This window comes from Vibrio sp. SCSIO 43009 (genome assembly GCF_023716525.1).
GTDB classification, from domain to species: Bacteria; Pseudomonadota; Gammaproteobacteria; order Enterobacterales; family Vibrionaceae; genus Vibrio; species Vibrio alginolyticus.
The window spans coordinates 1,149,898-1,170,636 of sequence record NZ_CP071843.1 but is presented as its reverse complement, the minus strand read 5'-3'; the positions used below and the strand labels follow the sequence as shown (position 1 = coordinate 1,170,636).

Genomic DNA, 20,739 nt, shown 5'->3' with positions numbered 1-20,739 from the left:
CAGTCAGCTTAACCAAAGGAGATTTAACATGATGAAAGGTTTGATATTAGGGCTGGTGGTGATGCTGGTATCTGCTTGTACTACCGTTACAACCGATGTAGATAAACAAGCCGACTTTTCAGCTTACAGAACGTTTGACTTCGGTGCTCAGGCGGAAGCTCCTACCAGTATTGATGGTCGACGTATTGAGCAAGGGCTTGCTGAACAGCTTGAGGGTAAGGGTTTAATTAAGGTAAATAGTGGCGGTGACCTTTACGTACATCATGATATCGTAGAAGAATCCGAGCTTGTTTCTTCAGGATCGTCGGTGAGCTTTGGCTATGGCTGGAATAGCTTTGGTGTGATCACTTCAAGCCCAGAAAGATATAAAGAACGTAAGTATGGGAAGTTGGTGGTTGAACTGGTTGATGCAAAGGCTAATCAAGTCGTTTGGAAAGGCGTTTCAAGTCGTAAACTGTCTGAGTCAATGAGCTCTGAGAAACGAGAATCTCTCATCCAAGAAGAAATCGCGAAGATGTTTGAAAGCTACCCTTACGGTGAAAAATAATTAGTATTCTTAACGATTAAGAATACTAATTGCCAATAGTTACGCACAGGGTTAAAAGAACTTATTATTTTGGTTTTGGTTACCTTTGTGCGTACGATTCTGATTGCTTTACTCGGACTACTTTTCTGCTTGTTGGCTCCGAGCATGAGCCTGGCGCACTCACACCCAAATTTTCTTTCCTTTCATAACCAGAATATCGCTGTTGACGCTAAGTCGAAGCACTTTTCAGAACATCCTATCTATCCAATACAACAAGACTATCCGAGTTTAAACAGCCGGAATATATTGAGGGTTATCCATGCTAAGGAAATGAGCTCGAACGACGATGTAGAACCCGAATGGTTTGAAATGCTTGATGTAGCATGGTGGGCACATCGTTCGGCAATTTACTCGATGAAGTGGCTAAAACGCATCGGCATTGAGACTTTAGGTTGTTGTATTGAAAGTATTTTTACTCACTCTAAATACAGAATCGGCGTGAGAAAAGAATCGAATTTCATATACCGCTTTATACATGCTCGCTAACACATTCCATGTTTTTGCAACTTTTTGGTTAATTATGCTTAGGAGCGGTTTATGTTTGATTCGATCATTCAGGTCTTGAGTGCTTTTTGGCATCAAGATTTCACGGCGTTAATGGCGCCAGGCAGTGCAGGTTTGGTTTATTTTGTTGTTGCAGTGATTATCTTTTTGGAAAGTGGTTTTATTCCTGCTGCACCTTTCCCATGCGACAGTGTCGTCGTATTATCCGGTACGCTGGCGGCGGTTGGCGTCCTTGACCCAATTATGATCATGTTGGTGATAGCTGTTAGTGCGGGGTTGGGAAGTTGGGCGGCTTATTTACAAGGCAAGTGGCTAAATCGCTTACCTAAGGTCCAAGGCTGGGTGAGTGCGGTTCCTCAAAAGCGTTTGGAACAGGTCGACGTGTTACTCAGTAAACATGGATTGATTGCGCTTTTGTGCGCGCGGTTTATTCCGGTTGTTCGTTCCCTATTGCCATTAATGATGGGGTTGCGAGTGAAACGTATTAGTAAATTCCATTACTTTGCGTGGCTGAGTGCGATTTTATGGACGCTGATATTATGCGGTTTTGGTTCATTACTTCCTTTGCTACCGGAAAATATGAGCAAAGCAATCACAATGCTATTAATGGCGGCACCAATAATTACTCTTGTGATTGGAGTGCTTAGTTTCTTGTTTGTTAAAGCACGTCGAGCGTTCTGTAAACCCAAGGATGTGTCTGAGTTTTCTCAGTAAGTTTACTTGATTTGCACTTTTAAGCTTGTATGCAGATTAGACATCTAATCGACAGGTTTTTGTCAGTAAAAAGAAAGGCGCAATGTATGCGCCTTTCTTTTTGAGTGTCGTTAGGGTTTCGAATTTAATAGCCAATGCTATATAGGTATTCGCCAACTTCTTTGCACTGAGACTTGTAGATGTTCTCTACTTCAGACTCATTCTTATCTGCTGCTTTAAATTCAAGTTCGGCAGACGATAGCTGGTCAAAGCTGTAGTCTCTCTCAGACATTAAGTAGTGTCTGAACATCGCTCTGTGTTCCGGAACTGCAATACGTGCGTTAGAAACGTTGGCACACTCTAACAGAGTGTCGTTACTCATTTCTTCTGGCTTAGTTTCTGTGTTTGCAAAGGTTGAGCCCGCTGAAAATAGTAATGCTAGTGCGATGGTTGTAGCGATTCTTGTCATTATATGGACCTCAAATTGGTTCTAGTAACAATGAGCATATTGGCTCTTATCGTTACATTTTCGTGTTCTCTGTATGTCATAAAAAGTTAAACAACAGAGAAGGCGTTGCGACCATGAGTAAAGACGTACATTAAGTTCGCTTCCTTTCTTCCTGAGAGGCGATAAAGAGAGCGTTGACTCATGAGTCCGCCATAACTGTCTAGAGGTAAGCGAGATGCTTGTTTTGCCAACTCCAGTAGTGGTGGAGAAGAGAAAGCAATAAGTAAAAAATAATCAGGAGTAAAATCTGATGATAAAACGCCATCAGTAGCTGATGTTCGGCGACAGGAGACAAGCCCGAACAACTCGCGCTTTATATGTAGGTAGTAACTTTCTGAACCCCAAGAGCTCAGAGAAGCTGAGGCATGAAAATCAGTGTGTGCTAGCTCAAAATCGTCTTGTTGAGAGAGTTTAAGTAGGCGCTCGGAAGTGTAATGTTTGGTGTGGTGCCACTCATGCGCATATGAAGCTGTGATGAGCCCTGAGAGCAGGGACAAAGAAAGCATCAATAATATACGGTGTAGATAACGCAAGAAGTAACCCTAAACATATAAAGCCACAGTTACCCACCATGATTAAGGAATCTTAGTGGCACTATGATAACGATGAAAGCCAGTGTCTGATCAACTCAGCGTATACTAACGAGATGGAAGGGGGATGAACAGAGTTTTCTGATCGCACTTAGGTATATCAGCGAATAACACAATAATTTTCGCTTTCGAGTAAGCGAAAATGGAAAGAGAGTCGTTGCACAGGACGATTAAGCTAACAGGATTATTACTAGGGAAGAAATAGAATCTTCTTTTTCTTCCCCATATGTGTCGCATCGATATTACGCGCTTGCGTAAATAACGCTGCCGCCTTTTATGGTGTCAATGATCTCGCGAGACAACTTCTCTGGCAAAGCAGGGCAACCCCAACTGCGTCCGAGGTATCCATTCTTCTTGATGAAGGAAGGGTTTGCGTAATCGGCGCCGTGCACGACAATGTAACGCTCGCGAGCCTTGTCGTTTAATCCAGAGCTTAGCCCATCTAATCGAAGTGAATAGCCATTTGAGCCGTAGTAAGTGGTATCAGTCAAAAAAGTGCCCAATGATGTTTTTCGCGAGTTCACGACATTTGAAAACTGTGTCGCTGTTTTCTTTCCGCTGTTCACGCCGTGAGAAACATACGTATTGTAGATTAGCTTCTTTTTATCTAAATCAACCACATAAAAACGCTTTTCAGTTGATGGTTTACTATAGTCGATGATCGTTAGTACCGACTTCTTTCTATCGGGTGTCTTCTGATAAGCGATGTAAGCGTCACTGAACAACTTAAAGTCTACTATGCCATCTAGCTTGGCTTGTTTAAACACATGTTCAGCTTGCTTTGGTCGTAAATGATCCCTGGGTTCGTTATCTGATTGTTTTGCAAAAGCAAAAGGTGAGACAGACAACAGCGCACATGTAAATAATAAAATTAACTTTTTCATCTTGGCTAAATAAAACTCTATGGTGTTACAAATTTACCGATTGCTTCATGCATTCGTTAAAACAACATGCACATCAATATAATTCTATTCCCAATGTTTCTTATTGCACGCTTAGGTGCTTGATATTGGGTTGACGATAAGTTTTCGAGTTAAAAACTAACTAATTGAAACTTATATAAAATATGAAGTTTAACGATGGTTTCTATAAACTTCGGCGTAAATAATATCTGATATATGTAATTAATAAAACTGTGTTTAAGGATATTTGTGAAGTTGCTAATTTATAAAAACGGCGTTTTATTTTTCGTACTTTAGAAACTCTTTTTATTTCAATGTGTTTTCTTTTTCTACGCTTTATCCAATACCTCAAAAGTTTGTGATTTAACTCGTAACAAATCGTAACGCCGAATCGTTATGTGTATAAATGCATTTATAATGTATGAATAAACAACAGGGTGGTAAGAAAAGGCAGTAAAACAACGGTGAATCGGTTGTTTTTAATTCACGATTGACAAAGCTAAGTCTAAGTCGTACAAAAATTGAACTTGTGAATGTATCGTTTAAGTGAGAGTGATGAGCTCGACAAAAGTGAAGTGATGCGTGCTATTGTTTATTCTCTAATTTATTCGATTACATAAGGAAGGGTACATAGTAAAAATTGAAAAAATAATTCTATCGTGTGGATTAAAATATATAAATAATAAAACTTAGAAATTAAAAGATAAGAACGCCAGATATTAATTCATTAAATTTTTGAACATGAAAGTAAACTCTATCTATTATGTTTGGTTTGGTTTGGTTTGGTGTGAAAGCGCTCGTCTCATTAAGAAAAGCGCTCAAATTTATTTAAGGACGGTTATGACAGCATTTAATAAAGTGTTTATTGTCACTCCCAATGTTAATGATTTTGCAATGTTGCAAGAGTCGCCATTGGAAATGTCTCTTCAAGTAACGGCAAGCAAACCTATCCAACTCTATGGAGAGTCTGTTAAAGCCAGTTGGAAAAGTATTGATATTGAATGGTTAGACGTTAAGGGTGAAAAGCCATTACCCAGGCCTGATATTGCAGCATGGGGATCTTTTACTCTTGCTGTATCCGCTTCTATTGCGGATAAGCTCGATGTGTTGAGCGAGAATGTCGAATTTTTACCATTAAATCTACAAGGAAAGCCTTGGCGAGCATTAAACATTGTCACTCAAATTGATGCCATTGATACCTCTGCTACCGAGTATAATCTTCGTCATGGTAAGCTAAGTCGTGCTAGACCGTTTAAGAAACTCGTTTTGAATAGAGAAGCCGTTAATGAATCTGACTTGTTCAGAGTAAAAGGTGCTGGGCTCAGAACGTTTTGCACGGACAAAAAAGGTGGCTTGTACGATAGCGTCAAAGCGCTGAATTTGACCGGTTTGGATTTCAAGGAAGTGCTGGTTTAAAAACGAATAAATAGTGATTTACTCGACTAAAGTCATAGATATAGGTATGGGGGAACAAAAGCTGAGCATCTATCAATGAAGCTCATATACAACTAAATACAGCCGCCACAGTTGTGACTGCTGTACTTCTCCCCTTAACTTATGTTCTTGAAACCCTAATTGAGCTGACCATGGACGCATCAAATCGACTGTCGTCATTTGCCGATTGCCACCACAAGCTCAATTGTTCTTTAGTCATTGGTTTGCCAAATAAATAGCCTTGCATATAGTCGCAGCGGTATGCCGATAGCCATTCATGCATCATATTGTGTTCAATACCTTCTGCTGTAACCGTTTTATTTTGGGCATGGCATAGCTCAATAATAGGTTTGATCACATGGCCGTTATTGGTGTTCATCAATGTAACGAGGAACTCTCGATCAAATTTGATTTTTTGAACCGGATACTGAACGAGCTGAGTTAACGATGTGTAACCAGAACCAAAGTCATCAATTGCAAGACGGTAGCCACGTTTTGATAGCTCATCAAGTAGGGCCGTGCCTTGTTGTTCTGCGGCAAAGGTTTCGGTTATTTCTATCTCAATACATTTTGGTTTAACCTGGTGCAGTGTCGCTTGTTCATGGATGTAGTTTGCCATTTCTATCGAGTTTAGCTCCGCTGATGATAAATTGACCGAAAGAACAATGTCCTTACCGAAAATATTCCTTAATTGATGGTATTCCGCCGTTGCATTGGCGAAAACCCAGCGGTCAATTTTATCAAATAATCCGGCTTGCTCTGCAATTGGAATAAACTCCTTTGGAGGGATAGGGCCGATACCTTCGGCTTCCCAGCGCAACAAGACTTCTAACCCCTCAATTTCGTTGCTTCGATTGTTCATATAGGGTTGAAAAACAAGGTAGAATTCTTCCTCTACATTGCTTTTTCGGAGCGCACGTTCAAGTTGACTTCGTCTTTGAGACTCAATATTGAGAGCGGCTGAATAATAGGCGTATTGATTTTTCCCTGCCCGTTTTGCTTGATACATAGCCGCATCGGCACTGGAGAGTAACTTCGCGATGTCAGTACCGTCTTGAGGATATTGTGCAATACCTACGCTTGCCGTAACGGGAAATGAATTACTCCAAGATGAACTGAGATTACTAATCGGTTTTAGCAGCTCTGATGCAAGCAAATCAGGCAAGCGTTTTACCTCTTGATTTGAGCTCAGCAAAATTGCAAATTCGTCACCAGATAACCTGGCGGCAAAGCAGGGGCTGTTGTAATCGTGCGAGAACTTTTGACAGGCATTCTTGATGTGTGATGAGAACACTTTTAATAAGTTATCTCCCAATTCATGCCCGTATTTATCATTCACGTATTTAAAGTTATCAAGATCGACGTAAACAACCCACAGAAACTGCGAAGGGGAGATAAGTTCACGAGTGGCAAGCTCATGAAAACGATGGCGATTGGCGAGTTGCGTCAGGTGATCCGTTTCAGCTAGGCGTTTTGTCTTTTTATAGATGACATTAAGTTCCTCATACATATCAAAAAAGCGTGCAGAGAGGCGTCCTATTTCATCGTTTGTTTCTAGCTTTTCAATATTGTCACGTTGATTAGATTCAAGTTCGTTCAGCTGCTTATCAAGGCGAGAAACAGGGCGCAACACATAGCGGTACAACACCAAAATGATTAATGTGATAGTGAAAAACGCCGCTACGCCAAAGGAGAAAGCAAGTTCTAGCCACACTTTATCGACTTTATTCCACATTAAATATTCGGCAGGAGAAAGCACGGCATAAAAGTGCGGCAGCAGCTCAATGGTTTGAGCGAGAGGAATATCAAGATAAATGGGTTTGTCGGCGAAAGTAATCACGCTGTGCGTGTCAAACTCGATGTCATGCTTAATCTCGTTAAAGGCTTCAAGTGATACGGAAACTACCACAAAAAACACATTTTTCGAGTCAAAGCTCAAAGGGTGAGTCCCCGTTCTTTTGTCGACGACCTCATATTGAAGAAGAATGCTTTGTCCACTGGAGTTATAAATAAAGCCAGTGTGACTGAAAGCCTCTCTCTCATTGAAACTTCGTGATATGTACTCTAATACCTTTGGGTCGACCACGCCCGATGATTCGTAATATTTGTTTTCTGTGTAGTAGAGAAGGTTTTGTTTGCCGTCGAGGATCGCCATGCTCGCATCGCCTTTGTAACCATGGCTTAATACTTCAGCGGTCTCGTCTAATCGATTAAACAAGACTCGCTCACGATAGGGGTTGTTATGATTAACCAAATAGTCTTGTAATACATCACTTTTACTGAGCGTATAGGCATAGCTATTAAGAAAAATATTCGCTTGTCGAAACTGCCCGGCCAGCTTTTCCATCTGCAACTGAATATAGCTGTCTTCCCGCTTGATGAGCGTCACTTTTTGAATGCTATAAATAATATAGCTAGATACTAACGCGCTTAATAAGATCACTGGCGCGACAAGCAAAATGACTCTATTGCTTAACTTCATTATGGTTCTTAGTTTCCGTTTGTGTCCCTACAAACGTCGCGTACCAGGTAAGGTACTGAACGGATGATGTGTTTTGGCAAATTGTAACCAGATTGTAAGGTGAGCGTTCTCCAAAATCAGGCAGCTATCTAAGAATTGTGATGACGTGAAAGGTTTCGAGCTTATTAACTAGAGGTTTTCTCAGTAGTTGGACGTCTCTTTTCCTTCCTCCCTGTATAAAACCTAACCGTAATGACAGGGAAATACCATCATCGAAACGTTTCGATGGTAAAGTGTGACTCAAGTGCACTTTTCCTATTCAATGACAATTGAATTACAGATCATTCTCACACCTTATCGATCTCACACTGGTCAAATTGCGATGACGAATTATTATTTCATCGAAACGTTTCGATGAGTTTTCTGTTAATAACGAAAACACTTTAAGACAGGCGCTCATGGTTGTATGAACGTGTAACCGAAAGGTCGATGAGATGAAAAAAAGTACCCTAATTAACTCAGATATTTCTTACTTGGTGGCGACGCTAGGCCACACCGACGAGATCACGATATGTGATGCTGGTCTACCAATCCCAGAGCATGTTCAGCGAATCGATTTGGCGCTAACGCATGGGGTACCAAGTTTTCTTGATACTGTTCGCGTAATTCTATCTGAGTCCCAAATCGAAGGGGTCATCATTGCGGAAGAGTTCTCTGATGCAAGCCCAGTTTTGCATGAAGCGTTGCTCAACGAACTGAGCAAAGAGAGTGAAGAGACGGGCAAATCTATTGAGGTGAGCTACGTGTCACATGAAGCGTTTAAAGCACGCACGGCCCAAAGTCGCGCTATCGTAAGAACCGGCGAATGCTCGCCATATGCGAACGTTATTTTCCAAGCGGGCGTGGTTTTTTAAGCCAGAGATATTGAGGACAGATTATGACTCAAGCCATTCTACAACTAAGCGAAATTGAGAAGGCGTTTCCGGGCGTAAAAGCACTCGACAAAGCAAGCCTGAATGTTTATCCAGGCCGTGTTATGGCGCTGATGGGTGAAAATGGAGCAGGCAAGTCAACGTTAATGAAGGTGTTGACAGGCATTTACCACATGGATGCGGGGAGCATTCAATATCAAGGTCAGCCGGCGGCCTTTAAAGGTCCACGCGATTCACAGGAAGCTGGTATTAGCATTATTCACCAAGAGCTGAACCTGATTCCTGAACTGACGATTGCCGAAAATATTTACTTGGGACGAGAGTTCACCGGCTCCTTAGGGAGTATCCAGTGGGGCAAAATGTATGACGAAGCTGACAAGCTTTTAAAACGTCTCAATGTAAAGCATTCATCAAAAACATTGCTTGGCGATTTAAGCCTTGGTGAACAACAAATGGTGGAAATTGCAAAGGCACTTTCGTTTGAGTCGAAAGTCATCATTATGGATGAGCCAACGGACGCATTGACCGATACGGAAACGGAATCACTGTTTAAAGTGATTAATGAGCTTCGCGAGCAAGGATGCGGCATCGTATACATTTCGCATCGTCTTAAAGAAATCTTTGAAATCTGTGACGGCATTACCGTGCTTCGTGATGGTAAGTTTATCGGTGAGTGCAAGGTGTCCGACACTGATGAAGATGGCCTAATTGAAATGATGGTTGGCCGAAAATTAGAAGAGCAATATCCACGTATTGATGTCCAACATGGCGAAACTTGTCTTGAAGTCATTGGTTTGACTGGGTCTGGCGTTCAGGATGTGAGCTTTACTCTCAAGCGTGGTGAGATTCTTGGAATTTCTGGCTTGATGGGCGCAGGCCGCACTGAACTCATGAAAGTCATTTACGGCGCATTACCTAGTGAGCATGGTGTTATCAATCTTGATAACAAAACTATTAACCCGGTTAGCCCGCAAGATGGCTTGGCAAATGGTATCGCTTACATCTCTGAAGATCGCAAAGGCGATGGTTTGGTTTTAGGTCTTTCGGTTAAGGAGAACATGTCACTTTGTTCGCTAAACCAGCTGACCAAAGGCTTCCAGATTCAACACAGCGACGAAGTGATTGCTGTGGAAGATTTTATTAAGTTATTCAACATTAAAACCCCAACGCGAGATCAAATCATCGGCAACTTATCTGGTGGTAACCAGCAAAAAGTTGCGATAGCGAAAGGGTTAATGACGAAACCTAAAGTTCTGATTCTGGATGAGCCGACACGTGGTGTTGATGTCGGAGCAAAAAAAGAGATTTATCAGCTCATCAACAAGTTTAAGGCCGAAGGCATGAGCATCATCTTGGTTTCTTCCGAGATGCCTGAAGTGCTCGGCATGAGCGACCGTATTTTAGTGATGCATGAAGGTCGTATCACTGGCGAATTTGATGCGAAAGACGCCGATCAAGAAAAATTACTCGCCTGTGCCGTAGGCAAAGAGATCAATGAGGAAGCAGCATGAGTACGAATACCATGAGCAAACCAACCGAAACGAGCAACAAGAAGTTGTTCACAAAAGAGTGGCTGATTGAACAAAAATCACTGATAGCTCTGATCTTTCTGATCGTTGTTGTGTCATTTTTGAACCCGAACTTCTTTACGGTCGACAACATTCTCAACATTCTTCGTCAAACCTCCGTGAATGCCATTATCGCAGTGGGTATGACATTAGTTATTTTAACCGCAGGTATCGACTTAAGTGTTGGTTCGGTATTGGCGTTGTGTGGTGCCTTTGCGGCAAGCATGATCGCGCTTGAGGTTCCGGTGCTGGTGGCGGTTCCCACTGCTTTAGTCGCAGGTGCAGCGTTAGGTGCGATCAGCGGTATCATTATTGCGAAGGGTAAGGTGCAGGCATTTATCGCTACGCTGGTTACCATGACGTTACTACGTGGTGTGACCATGGTGTACACCGAAGGTCGTCCAATCTCGACAGGCTTTACTGACACCGCAGATGCGTTTGCATGGTTTGGTACTGGCTACGCGCTAGGCATTCCGGTTCCTGTTTGGTTAATGGTGGTTGTGTTCGCAGCGGCTTGGTATTTACTTAACCACACGCGCTTTGGTCGCTATGTTTACGCACTAGGCGGCAACGAGTCTGCGACTCGCCTATCAGGTATCAATGTAGACCGAGTGAAGATTGGTGTCTACGCCATCTGCGGTATGCTAGCAGCGCTTGCAGGTATTATCGTAACGTCTCGTCTTTCTTCGGCGCAGCCAACAGCAGGTATGGGCTACGAGCTAGACGCTATCGCAGCGGTTGTTCTTGGCGGTACCAGCTTGATGGGCGGTAAAGGCCGTATCATGGGTACCTTGATTGGTGCGCTGATCATCGGTTTCTTGAACAATGCACTTAACCTACTTGATGTTTCTTCCTACTACCAAATGATTGCAAAAGCAGTGGTTATCTTGCTGGCGGTATTGGTAGACAACAAAAACAAGTAATTCATAACAATCTGTATATATAAAACAGTGAATACAAACCGAGTCAGGGGACGTGTACTGGCTCACCCTACACAAAGGACTAGAACGATGAAAAAACTTGCAACTCTTATCTCTGCTGCACTTCTTTCTTCAACCGTATCGGTAGCGGCGCAAGCTCAAGATACCATGGCGATTGTGGTTTCGACGCTAAACAACCCGTTCTTCGTAACGATGAAAGACGGTGCGGAAGCAAAAGCGAAAGAATTGGGGTACGACTTAATTGTACTGGACTCGCAAAATGACCCGAGTAAAGAACTGTCGAACATCGAGGATTTAAGTATTCGCGGCGTAAAAGCAATTCTTATCAACCCAACGGATTCTGATGCAGTGTCTAATGCAATTCGTATGGCGAACCGTTCTAAGATCCCTGTGTTGACATTAGACCGTGGTGCAAGCCGTGGTGAAGTCGTGAGTCACATCGCGTCGGACAACGTAATTGGTGGTGAAATGGCAGGCCACTACATCATGGAAAAAGTCGGCGAAAAAGCAAAAGTCATTCAACTTGAAGGTATTGCGGGCACATCGGCAGCGCGTGAGCGCGGTGAAGGCTTTATGAATGCCGTGAAGGGCAGCGATATGGATCTTCTTGCTAGCCAACCGGCTGACTTTGACCGCACGAAAGGTCTAAACGTAATGGAAAACCTGCTAGCGGCTAACCCGGATGTACAAGCGGTATTTGCACAGAATGATGAAATGGCGCTAGGTGCACTTCGCGCAGTTCAAGCTTCTGGCAAAGATGTCGTTATCGTTGGTTTTGATGGTACGGAAGACGGCATTGCAGCAGTTAACCGTGGCAAACTAGCGGCAACTATTGCTCAGCAACCAGACCTTATCGGTGCTTTAGGTGTTGAAACGGCTGACAAAGTTTTGAAAGGTGAAGAAGTAGAAGAGTACATCCCAGTACCACTAAAAGTAGTCACTAAGTAAGTTTCAAGTTCCAATAAATCATCCTAATTTTTGCTCTCTCCTCCGTTTATATCTGTCGTTTAGGAGGTGAGGGCAAATTTACCCAAAATACCGCAAAGTGTGGGGTATAGATGCCTTTGGCTTTTTATCGAGACTCCTTCGTCAGGAAGAGAAGTTAAAGTCATCTAATGTATTTTCCTAAACAGTTTTTAAAAAGGGTTCATTCAGAACCGAGGATAACCGTATGAATAAGTTAGTGGTGTTAGGTAGTGTAAACGCTGACCATGTTCTTCAAGTGCCTTCTTTCCCTCGCCCAGGCGAGACGCTGCATGGTCGCAACTATCAAGTTATCCCAGGTGGCAAAGGTGCCAACCAAGCCGTCGCGGCGGCGCGATTAAATGCAGACATCGGTTTTATCGCTTGTGTGGGCGACGACTCATTCGGCATTAACATTCGCGAAAACTTCAAAATGGACGGCATCGATATCACTGGTGTGAAGATGCAGCCAAATTGCCCGACAGGTATCGCGATGATTCAAGTGTCGGACAGTGGTGAGAACAGCATTTGCATTTCAGCTGAAGCGAACGCCAAACTGACAGCAGAAGCGATTGAGCCAGATTTAGAGCGTATTCGCCAAGCAGATTACTTGCTAATGCAATTGGAAACGCCGATGTGCGGCATTGAGAAAGCTGCGCGTGTAGCGAAAGATGCCAAAACCAATGTCATTTTGAATCCTGCGCCAGCTCGTGAATTGTCAGATGAATTACTGTCTTACATTGACGTGATTACGCCAAATGAAACGGAAGCTGAAGTTCTGACAGGTATTACTGTAACAGACAACGAAAGCGCGCAAGAAGCGGCGAATGTGCTACATGGTAAAGGTATAGAAATTGTCATGATCACACTCGGTGCAAAAGGCGTTTGGCTAAGCCAAAACGGTCGAGGCGAAATCATCTCGGGTTTCCGCGTTGAAGCGACGGATACTACCGCTGCGGGCGATACATTTAATGGGGCATTCGTCACTGGTCTCCTAGAAGATTTACCTTTAGAATCAGCGATTAAGTTTGCACATGCGGCGGCTGCAATTTCTGTGACCCGCTTTGGCGCGCAAACGTCGATTCCAACCCGCGAAGAGGTGGACACGTTTCTCGCTGAACAATAAGGCGCACAACGCCTCATTAAAATAGGAGTAGTAACATGGCGACGATGAAAGACATCGCAAAACTGGCAGGGGTTTCCACTTCAACAGTGAGCCATGTTATTAACAAGACGCGTTTTGTGAGCGAAGAGATCTCTGAACGCGTTAACAATGCCGCAAAAGAGCTTAACTACTACGCGCCCTCTGCGTTGGCGCGTAGCCTCAAAGTCAATCGTACCAAAACCATTGGTATGCTCGTGACAACCTCAACCAACCCATTCTTTGGCGAAGTCGTAAAAGGTGTCGAACGCAGCTGTTACCAAAAAGGCTACAGCCTCATTTTATGTAACACCGAGGGTGATAACGAACGTATGCGTCAATCCATTAATACGCTATTGCAAAAGCGTGTCGATGGTTTGATCTTGATGTGCTCGTCGCTAGAAGGAGAGCGTATCGATGTATTTGAGCGTTACCCAGATATCCCAGTTGTGGTAATGGACTGGGGGCCGATGCTATTTACAAGCGATAAAATCCAAGACAACTCACTTCGTGGCGGTTACTTAGCGGCGAAATACTTAATTGATTGCGGCCATACCGAAATTGGGTGCATCACTGGCCCTTTGATTAAACACCAAGCGCAAATGCGATACGAAGGTTATAAGCGAGCAATGAACGAAGCTGGCTTGGAATTTAATGCCAATTGGATCATTGAATCGGACTTCGAGTGTGAGGGTGGGTATCAAGCGTTCAAAAAAATGGCTCAGCGTGGCGCATTACCTAGCTCGATTTTCGTCTCTAACGATATGATGGCGATGGGGGTGATTAACGCCGCAAATGAGCTCGATATTAAAGTGCCGGACGACCTGTCCATTATTGGTTACGATGACATCCATATCGCGAAATTTATGTCGCCATCGCTAACTACCATTCATCAGCCTAAGTACCGTTTGGGGCAGGCTGCCGTTGAGACTCTTGTCCGAAGACTGGACGACAAATCTAACGACGCTCAAGTCGTTCAACTGGAACCAACATTGGTTGTACGCAACAGTGTGACGAATTTCTCTTAATTAAAAACAAACGCATGGTTAACAAATTTAGTGCATATAATTTATAAAAAAATGGGCTAAAAAATAAATAAGCATGCAAAACAGATGTTCGAATTTATTAACTCAACATTTGAAAAGTGTGATTTTTTGCGAGTAACTCGAAAGATTTCGTGTCGATAGTGCTTAAAAAGCTTATTATTAATAAAGCCTATAATTAGATTTATAAATTATTGAGATGAATGGAAAATCTTTATGTTAGTTAAGAGATATGCACAGTATTCAGTAAAGAGGCCGTGGTTTCACCGTTTCAATATTTCACTAGTATTAACGGTGTTTGTCGTGAGTGTTTATGAACTACTTGCGAATGAAGAGTATGTATACTTGGCTGGCGTGGTGTTTACATTTGCTTCGACTTTACTGTTCGCGTCAGCATCGACGTTCAAAAAGCGCTACCTAGGACACGAGTCCTAGTTCATTTGGAATGAATAATTGAGATAAATAGGTACTTTCAAGTAAGTAATGAATCTGATTTATGATCGAGTGCATCAAGAGGAGGACAAATGTCCTCCTTTTTGTTGGATATCACGTTCTAATATAGGCGTATTCCAAACAAAATAATAAAGGACATGTTATGGACCTCTTTGCCTTACTCGATATTAATAATACTCTCTTTAACATTCCGATCGGCGACGGCTACGCAATGAGTTGGATCGAAGCTTTCGGTACCGTTTTTGGACTGCTTTGCATTTGGTTTGCCAGCCAAGAAAAAACCATCAACTACTTATTCGGTTTGCTGAATGTCACGCTTTTTGCCGTTATCTTTTTTCAAATTCAGTTATACGGATTATTGCTTCTTCAATTGTTTTTCTTCTGTGCGAACATTTACGGCTGGTATGCGTGGACCCGTCCAAACGCACAAGGTGAAACGCTGGAAGTTCGCTGGTTAAATAAACAGAAACTTGTTACTACTGCCTCTATTAGCGTTGCATGTATCGCATTATTAACGATCTATATCGACCCATTTTTCTTTGCGCTAGCAAACATTGCTGTTGATAGCTTGAATCTCTTTGGTGCAGGCTTGGCTGAACCGGTGCTTGAACCTGACGCGTTTCCGTTCTGGGATGCAACCATGACAGTACTTTCTGTTGTTGCACAAATTCTGATGACACGTAAATACGTCGAAAACTGGATTCTATGGGTCGTGATTAACATTATCAGTGTGGGTATCTACGCGACGCAAGGTGTTTACGCAATGTCTGTTCAGTACGCGATTCTTATGTTCATCGCTGCCAATGGCACGCGTGAGTGGGCTCGTAGCGCTAAGCGCAATGGCGATAAAACCTTAGCGCACGCTGCTGCGTAAGGAACGAAAAATGGCCAAACAACCTCATATCGGAGTGGATGAAACACAAATCGCTCCCCTCGTTATTGTATGCGGCGAGCCAGATCGAGCGAATCGTATCGCGGCATTATTTGATGATGCAGAAATGGTGTCGGAAAACCGCGAGTACCGTGTGTTTACCGGCAACTACAAAGGCAAGCCTGTTTCAGTGTGTAGTACAGGTATAGGTGCGCCATCGATGATCATCGCAGTGGAAGAGCTAAAACAGTGCGGTGTGACTCATGTGGTACGTGTTGGATCGGCGGGGGCAATGCAATCAGGCATTCACCTTGGCGAGTTGATCATTGCCGAAGGCGCGGTAAGAGATGAAGGCGGCTCTAAAGCGTATGTCGATTCGTCTTATCCAGCCTACGCAAGCTTTTCACTGTTAAAGGAAGTTGAGCGTTACTTGTCGATGCAAAAAGTGCATTATCATTTTGGTGTGGTGCGTTCTCACGACAGTTTCTATACCGATGACGAAGATGCAATATGCCAACATTGGAACAAGAAAGGCATCTTAGGTGCCGATATGGAAACCTCTGCGCTGTTTACGGTCGGTCGACTACGAGGCCTTCATGTGGCTTCGATATTAAACAACGTGGTGCTGTATCAACAAGATGTGAAAGAAGGTGTTGGTCAGTACGTTGATGAAGCCAAAGTAATGATGCAAGGTGAGAAGAGTGCCGCGATTACGGCATTAGAAGCCTTGGTTGCTCAGCGTTAGCCAGTCTCTATCTCAGTAAGTCACATAAACAGAATAGATGTAAAGCGACAGGTCACTGTCGCTTTTTTATTTTCAGCCCTAAACCACCTACTTCAGTAGGTGGTTATCATCCGTTTCGGCTTTGCCTGTAAAACTACTCATGCTAAATGCGTCTTTGATTTTTCCAGAAGTCAAAGAGGACAAATAACATGAGTAGATACAATCAAGCTTCCCACGTATTTTGGCGTTGTCAATACCATATAGTGTGGACGCCAAAGTATCGATTTAGGATCTTGAAGAACAATATAGGTAAAGAAGTTTATCGATGTATTTATGTTTACTGTAATCAACTTGGATGTGAAGTCGTAGAGCTAAACGTACAAGTTGACCACGTACATTTAGTTGTAAAGGTCCCACCAAAGCTTTCGATATCCAAGTTGATGGGGGTATTGAAAGGCAAAATAGCCTTAAAGCTATTTAGCAAGTTTCCTCACCTTAGGAAGAACAGGCTTTGGGGTAATCACTTTTGGCAAAGAGGCTATTTTGTCGATAGTGTTGGAATCAATGAAGAAATAATACGCCGATATGTAAGACATCAAGAGAAGCAAGAGCGAGTAGAGCAGCAGCAATTGGCGCTGGACTAAACAAAGGCCCCCTTTTAGGGGGCTCACACAAAGCCACCTTCTTTAGAAGGTGGTAATTTACTTGGAGTTACGGGGTACAATCCACCTTAAATAGTTGTCCGTAACTTTTTCTGAGAGAGCAGAAAATGAAAATCAGCCCTTATCCGACTGGTCGCTTCAAAACATACCTTGAAGAAAAGAATGCCACCTTTCGCGATTTGATTTATCAATGCCAAATAAATTCGCGTTACTTTGATGCTGGGGAAGCAATTCTCCGCCAAGGTGAGCAACTTCAGTACTTGTATGTTGTGCCAGTAGGTCGAGTCTCGATGAACATATTGGCCGCAAATGGACGACGTTTTCAATTAGGGGAAGCTAACTGCGACTATCATATTTATGGTGAAATGGAGTTCTTCACTCAGACTCCTTGTCAATGGAATGTGATAGCAGATGAACATATGCAGGTTGATGTTATCTGTATCCAAAAACTAACCGAAGCACTGCAAAATCATCCCCAAATGATGGTGTTCTTCGCTTCAGCATTGGCTGAGGATTATCAAGACTCCATGGATATCTACACTAATCGTTTGTTGCATCCCATTACTTACAACATTGCCTATGATCTTCTCGTCCGTAATCAGACGGATAAGCTGCTTGGTGGCTTTGATAAAGTGAACCAAGAGGCTGAGCGGTTTGGTACCTCAGGCCGAGTCTATCGACGTGCAGTTAAGGACTTGATTGAAAAGGGATTGATTACCAAAACGGACAACGGTTTGGAGATTATTGATGAGCTGGCACTCAAAGCGTTTATTGAAGCGCATGAATGATACGCCCAGGTATTGAAATTGATGAGTTTTATAAGTCTTTGATATATCTAAGTCTTGAGTAAACGTAACTAATGTAAAGTACCTTAAATTTTGTTGAATGCATTAAAGAGTAGCGTTATATTGCGAACGCGTATGATAATAGATCTCATTAAGGCTTAACAAAATGAAAAAATTCGTCGGTGCGGCTATGCTGTCGTTATTTACTGTTTCTCCTTCTTTCGCTGCTAAAGTTGTGATTGACCACTACATGGGTCAAACAGAGCTAGAGCAATCCCCAGAGCGTGTGGTTGTGATTGGCTTTGGCCCGCTAGATGCGCTGGACAACTTTGGTATCGATCCTGTTGCAGTATCTAACTCGTCTAATCTTCCTAGTTACCTTTCAAAATACAGCAAAGATAACTACACCTCTGCGGGTAGTTTGTTTGAACCTGATTTTGAAACCATCTACATGCAAAAACCGGATTTGATTTTGGTTGGTCCGCGAGCGTCTGCGAAATATGAAGAGCTGAGTGAAATTGCCCCTACAGTTGTTTTCGCGGCGAAAGAAAACCAAGGCTATTGGGAAGGCACGCAAGCGCAATGGCGCAATATTGGTAAGATCTTCAATATCGAAGAAAAAGTAGAGCAGAAAATTGAAGCGCTAGATGCTCAATTCAAAGCAATCCGCGACTACAACCAATCGAACAAAAATGATGCATTAACGATTTTAAGCATGGGTGACAACATCAGCGCGTTTGGTGCCCAGTCGCGATTTGGCGTCATTTATAACGACTTTGGCTTCTTGGAAACGGTTGAGCACGTGAAAACGGGCACTCACGGAGATGTCATTTCTTATGAGTTTATTCGTGAAGCTAACCCGAAAAATATCCTCGTGGTTGACCGAAATTCTCTGACAGGTACGCCGGATAACGATATTCGTAAATCCATGGATAACGACTTAGTCAAAGCGACTGCGGCATATAAAAATCATAAAATCACCTATTTAGATGTGGACGCTTGGTACTTGTCGATGTCTGGTGTGACAGCAACAGAAAAAATGGTCAGTGAGATAAAGCAAACCGTTGAACTGTAATCCAAGATAGCAGAGGTTAACTTTGAAGAAGTTATTGCTAACCCTTGTGGTTTTAAGCACGGTTTCGTTATTTGTTGGGGTGGCAAACATGACGCCCCAACAACTCTTTTCAGGTGATGAGAAAGCATTAGAACTTTTCTTTACCAGCCGTATACCACGTTTATTTGCCATATTGCTTGCTGGTGCTGGCTTGAGTATTGCGGGTCTTGTCATGCAGCAAATCAGCCAGAACCGATTTGCTGCACCTTCTACAACTGGTACGATCGAATGTGCCATGCTGGGCTATGTACTGAGCGTGGTTTTCTTTGGTAATGATAATCACCTTTGGCTCGTGTTCGGCATCTCGGTATTTGGGACGCTGGCGTTTGTTTTCTTTATTCAGCGCATTCAATTTAAGAGCGTGGTTTTTGTGCCACTTGTCGGGATTATTTTCGGCAATGTCATCCAATCCATGACTACGTTTATCGCGTACAAATATGATGCACTTCAAAGTCTGAATGCTTGGACAGTCGCAAACTTCGCCAACATCTTGCGTGGTGATTTTGAACTGCTGTACATCGCGGTACCAATGGTTATCCTCAGCTATCTTTTTGCCGCAAGGATCTCTGCCGTAGGTATCGGAAAAGATTTCGCGATTAACTTGGGTTTGAATTATCAGCAGGTTGTGACGATTGGCGTGCTATTGGTGTCCATCATGTCAGCAAGTGTCGTGATGATTGTTGGCCAGTTGCCATTCTTAGGGCTGATTGTACCGAATCTCGTGAGTCACTTTTATGGCGATAACCTCAAAAAGAACATTCCGCTTACGGCCATGTATGGGGCCATTTTAGTGTTGTGTTGCGATTTGGTGAGTCGTTTAATTATTTTCCCTCATGAAATGCCAATCTCTATCGTGATCAGCATATTGGGTGGCGTGGTATTCATTGCTATGTTGTTGCGAGGTAAGCAACATGCGTGATTCAACGAAGATCCTGCTGCTAGGTGGCATTGCGATTCTTTTCGCGTGTCTGTTTATTGGTATTGGGCTAACGGCTGACAACTACCAATATTTTTTGTCTCGTAGAGTTCCTAAAGTATTGGCGATAGTGCTAGCGGGTGTGGCCATTGCTCAGTCTTCACTTGTATTTCAAACCATTACGCACAACCGAATTTTAACGCCAAGTATCATGGGTTTTGATGCGCTGTATGTGTTAACCCAAATATTGATCGTGTTGATTTTTGGTGGGTTGAGTACCTTGGTGCTTAACTTGTACGTCAATTTCGCGATTGCAGTCATTGTAATGGTGTCGTTTTCGCTACTACTGTTTGGGTTTTACTTTTCAAAAGGCAGCAAGAACCTGATTACGTTGCTATTGGTCGGCTTGATCTTTGGTCAGCTATTTTCCAATGCGGCGTCATTCTTTTCTTTGCTGATGGACCCAAACACATATGCAATTGTTCAGTCGAAACTGTACGCCAGTTTCAATAATGTCAAAGTGAACTTGGTTTACTTTAGTGCTCCGGCTTTGATGTTTGCATGTTGGTTGTTGTTTAGGATGCATCGCACTTTAGATGTGTTTTGGCTCGACCAAGACAATGCGAAAAGTTTGGGTGTTGATGTACCTAAAGTGACGAGAAATGTGTTTATTATCTCGGCGGTTTTGATTGCTATTTCTACGGCTTTGGTAGGGCCAATCATGTTCTTTGGTTTACTAGTGACCAACTTAAGCCGAGAAATGTTCCGAAGTTACCAACATAAAACGCTATTGGTCGGATGTTCGTTTCTATCCATCAGTTCACTACTTGCTGGGCAATGGATAATCGAAAACGTGTTCAGTTTTGAGACGACGTTGAGTGTCGTAATTAACTTTATCGGCGGTGCGTATTTCTTATACCTGCTGCTGAAAAACAAAGTTGTATAAAT

General features: G+C 42.9%; 22 protein-coding genes. 18 read left to right on the top strand and 4 right to left on the bottom strand.

What is annotated here, in order from left to right; translation table 11 throughout:
* Positions 1-28: 28 nt before the first annotated feature.
* From J4N43_RS20785 to J4N43_RS20775, 3 genes are all read left to right on the top strand, one after another.
* Positions 29-547, top strand: coding sequence for a DUF4136 domain-containing protein (locus tag J4N43_RS20785; RefSeq protein ID WP_053349190.1), 519 nt, complete (start codon positions 29-31; stop codon positions 545-547).
* Positions 548-634: 87 nt separating this feature from the next.
* Positions 635-1,072 (top strand): hypothetical protein, encoded by a 438-nt coding sequence (locus J4N43_RS20780; protein ID WP_231970757.1) that lies wholly within the window; start codon positions 635-637, stop codon positions 1,070-1,072.
* Between the two features lie 51 nt (positions 1,073-1,123).
* Positions 1,124-1,804, top strand: a complete 681-nt coding sequence (locus tag J4N43_RS20775; protein ID WP_017820317.1) for a DedA family protein — start codon at positions 1,124-1,126, stop codon at positions 1,802-1,804.
* Between the two features lie 124 nt (positions 1,805-1,928).
* On the opposite strand, the gene J4N43_RS20770 is transcribed toward J4N43_RS20775, so the two are convergent.
* The 3 genes from J4N43_RS20770 to J4N43_RS20760 all read right to left on the bottom strand — a co-directional run bounded on the left by J4N43_RS20770 (position 1,929) and on the right by J4N43_RS20760 (position 3,765).
* Positions 1,929-2,252, bottom strand: coding sequence for a hypothetical protein (locus J4N43_RS20770; protein ID WP_042522561.1), 324 nt, complete (start codon positions 2,250-2,252; stop codon positions 1,929-1,931).
* Positions 2,253-2,338: 86 nt separating this feature from the next.
* On the bottom strand, positions 2,339-2,797 hold the full coding sequence (locus tag J4N43_RS20765) for a hypothetical protein (protein ID WP_017633653.1): 459 nt from the start codon (positions 2,795-2,797) through the stop codon (positions 2,339-2,341).
* 326 nt (positions 2,798-3,123) lie between these two features.
* Entirely contained in the window at positions 3,124-3,765 is a 642-nt protein-coding gene (locus J4N43_RS20760) for a murein L,D-transpeptidase catalytic domain family protein (RefSeq protein ID WP_033906463.1), read from the bottom strand.
* Between the two features lie 858 nt (positions 3,766-4,623).
* On the opposite strand from J4N43_RS20760, the gene J4N43_RS20755 reads away from it, so the two are divergent.
* Positions 4,624-5,199 (top strand): imm11 family protein, encoded by a 576-nt coding sequence (locus J4N43_RS20755; protein WP_053349404.1) that lies wholly within the window; start codon positions 4,624-4,626, stop codon positions 5,197-5,199.
* Positions 5,200-5,338: 139 nt separating this feature from the next.
* Here J4N43_RS20755 and J4N43_RS20750 read toward each other — a convergent pair whose 3' ends face one another.
* Entirely contained in the window at positions 5,339-7,699 is a 2,361-nt protein-coding gene (locus J4N43_RS20750) for an EAL domain-containing protein (RefSeq protein ID WP_053349188.1), read from the bottom strand.
* A 473-nt stretch (positions 7,700-8,172) separates the two neighbouring features.
* On the opposite strand from J4N43_RS20750, the gene rbsD reads away from it, so the two are divergent.
* The 14 genes from rbsD to vctG all read left to right on the top strand — a co-directional run bounded on the left by rbsD (position 8,173) and on the right by vctG (position 20,737).
* On the top strand, positions 8,173-8,592 hold the full coding sequence (gene rbsD / locus J4N43_RS20745) for a D-ribose pyranase (RefSeq protein WP_005382620.1): 420 nt from the start codon (positions 8,173-8,175) through the stop codon (positions 8,590-8,592).
* A 23-nt stretch (positions 8,593-8,615) separates the two neighbouring features.
* Complete coding sequence (rbsA, locus tag J4N43_RS20740; RefSeq protein ID WP_053349187.1) at positions 8,616-10,121, top strand: ribose ABC transporter ATP-binding protein RbsA; 1,506 nt, start codon at positions 8,616-8,618, stop codon at positions 10,119-10,121.
* Positions 10,118-11,101: a ribose ABC transporter permease gene (rbsC, locus tag J4N43_RS20735; RefSeq protein ID WP_005373145.1), complete on the top strand. Its 984-nt coding sequence runs from the start codon at positions 10,118-10,120 to the stop codon at positions 11,099-11,101. Before rbsA ends, rbsC begins: the two co-directional genes overlap by 4 nt.
* A gap of 87 nt (positions 11,102-11,188) precedes the next feature.
* Positions 11,189-12,067 carry a ribose ABC transporter substrate-binding protein RbsB gene (gene rbsB / locus J4N43_RS20730; RefSeq protein WP_005373143.1) on the top strand — a complete coding sequence of 293 codons (879 nt, stop codon included), beginning with the start codon at positions 11,189-11,191 and terminating at the stop codon, positions 12,065-12,067.
* Between the two features lie 223 nt (positions 12,068-12,290).
* Positions 12,291-13,208: a ribokinase gene (rbsK, locus tag J4N43_RS20725; RefSeq protein ID WP_053349186.1), complete on the top strand. Its 918-nt coding sequence runs from the start codon at positions 12,291-12,293 to the stop codon at positions 13,206-13,208.
* Between the two features lie 35 nt (positions 13,209-13,243).
* Positions 13,244-14,251 (top strand): substrate-binding domain-containing protein, encoded by a 1,008-nt coding sequence (locus J4N43_RS20720; RefSeq protein ID WP_033906467.1) that lies wholly within the window; start codon positions 13,244-13,246, stop codon positions 14,249-14,251.
* A gap of 231 nt (positions 14,252-14,482) precedes the next feature.
* Positions 14,483-14,701 carry a hypothetical protein gene (locus tag J4N43_RS20715; RefSeq protein ID WP_005499106.1) on the top strand — a complete coding sequence of 73 codons (219 nt, stop codon included), beginning with the start codon at positions 14,483-14,485 and terminating at the stop codon, positions 14,699-14,701.
* Positions 14,702-14,861: 160 nt separating this feature from the next.
* Positions 14,862-15,593, top strand: coding sequence for a nicotinamide riboside transporter PnuC (gene pnuC, locus J4N43_RS20710; protein ID WP_053349184.1), 732 nt, complete (start codon positions 14,862-14,864; stop codon positions 15,591-15,593).
* 10 nt (positions 15,594-15,603) lie between these two features.
* Positions 15,604-16,335 (top strand): nucleoside phosphorylase, encoded by a 732-nt coding sequence (locus J4N43_RS20705; protein ID WP_017635382.1) that lies wholly within the window; start codon positions 15,604-15,606, stop codon positions 16,333-16,335.
* Between the two features lie 188 nt (positions 16,336-16,523).
* The gene (tnpA, locus tag J4N43_RS20700; RefSeq protein ID WP_017633711.1) at positions 16,524-16,958 is read left to right on the top strand and encodes an IS200/IS605 family transposase; all 435 of its coding nucleotides are present in this window, start codon (positions 16,524-16,526) and stop codon (positions 16,956-16,958) included.
* Between the two features lie 125 nt (positions 16,959-17,083).
* Positions 17,084-17,764, top strand: coding sequence for a Crp/Fnr family transcriptional regulator (locus J4N43_RS20695; protein ID WP_033906468.1), 681 nt, complete (start codon positions 17,084-17,086; stop codon positions 17,762-17,764).
* 163 nt (positions 17,765-17,927) lie between these two features.
* Positions 17,928-18,836, top strand: coding sequence for a siderophore ABC transporter substrate-binding protein (locus J4N43_RS20690; protein WP_005376635.1), 909 nt, complete (start codon positions 17,928-17,930; stop codon positions 18,834-18,836).
* 22 nt (positions 18,837-18,858) lie between these two features.
* Complete coding sequence (gene vctD / locus J4N43_RS20685) at positions 18,859-19,794, top strand: iron chelate uptake ABC transporter permease subunit VctD (protein ID WP_017820306.1); 936 nt, start codon at positions 18,859-18,861, stop codon at positions 19,792-19,794.
* Positions 19,787-20,737, top strand: coding sequence for an iron chelate uptake ABC transporter permease subunit VctG (vctG, locus tag J4N43_RS20680; protein ID WP_005376631.1), 951 nt, complete (start codon positions 19,787-19,789; stop codon positions 20,735-20,737). Before vctD ends, vctG begins: the two co-directional genes overlap by 8 nt.
* Positions 20,738-20,739 lie beyond the last annotated feature (2 nt).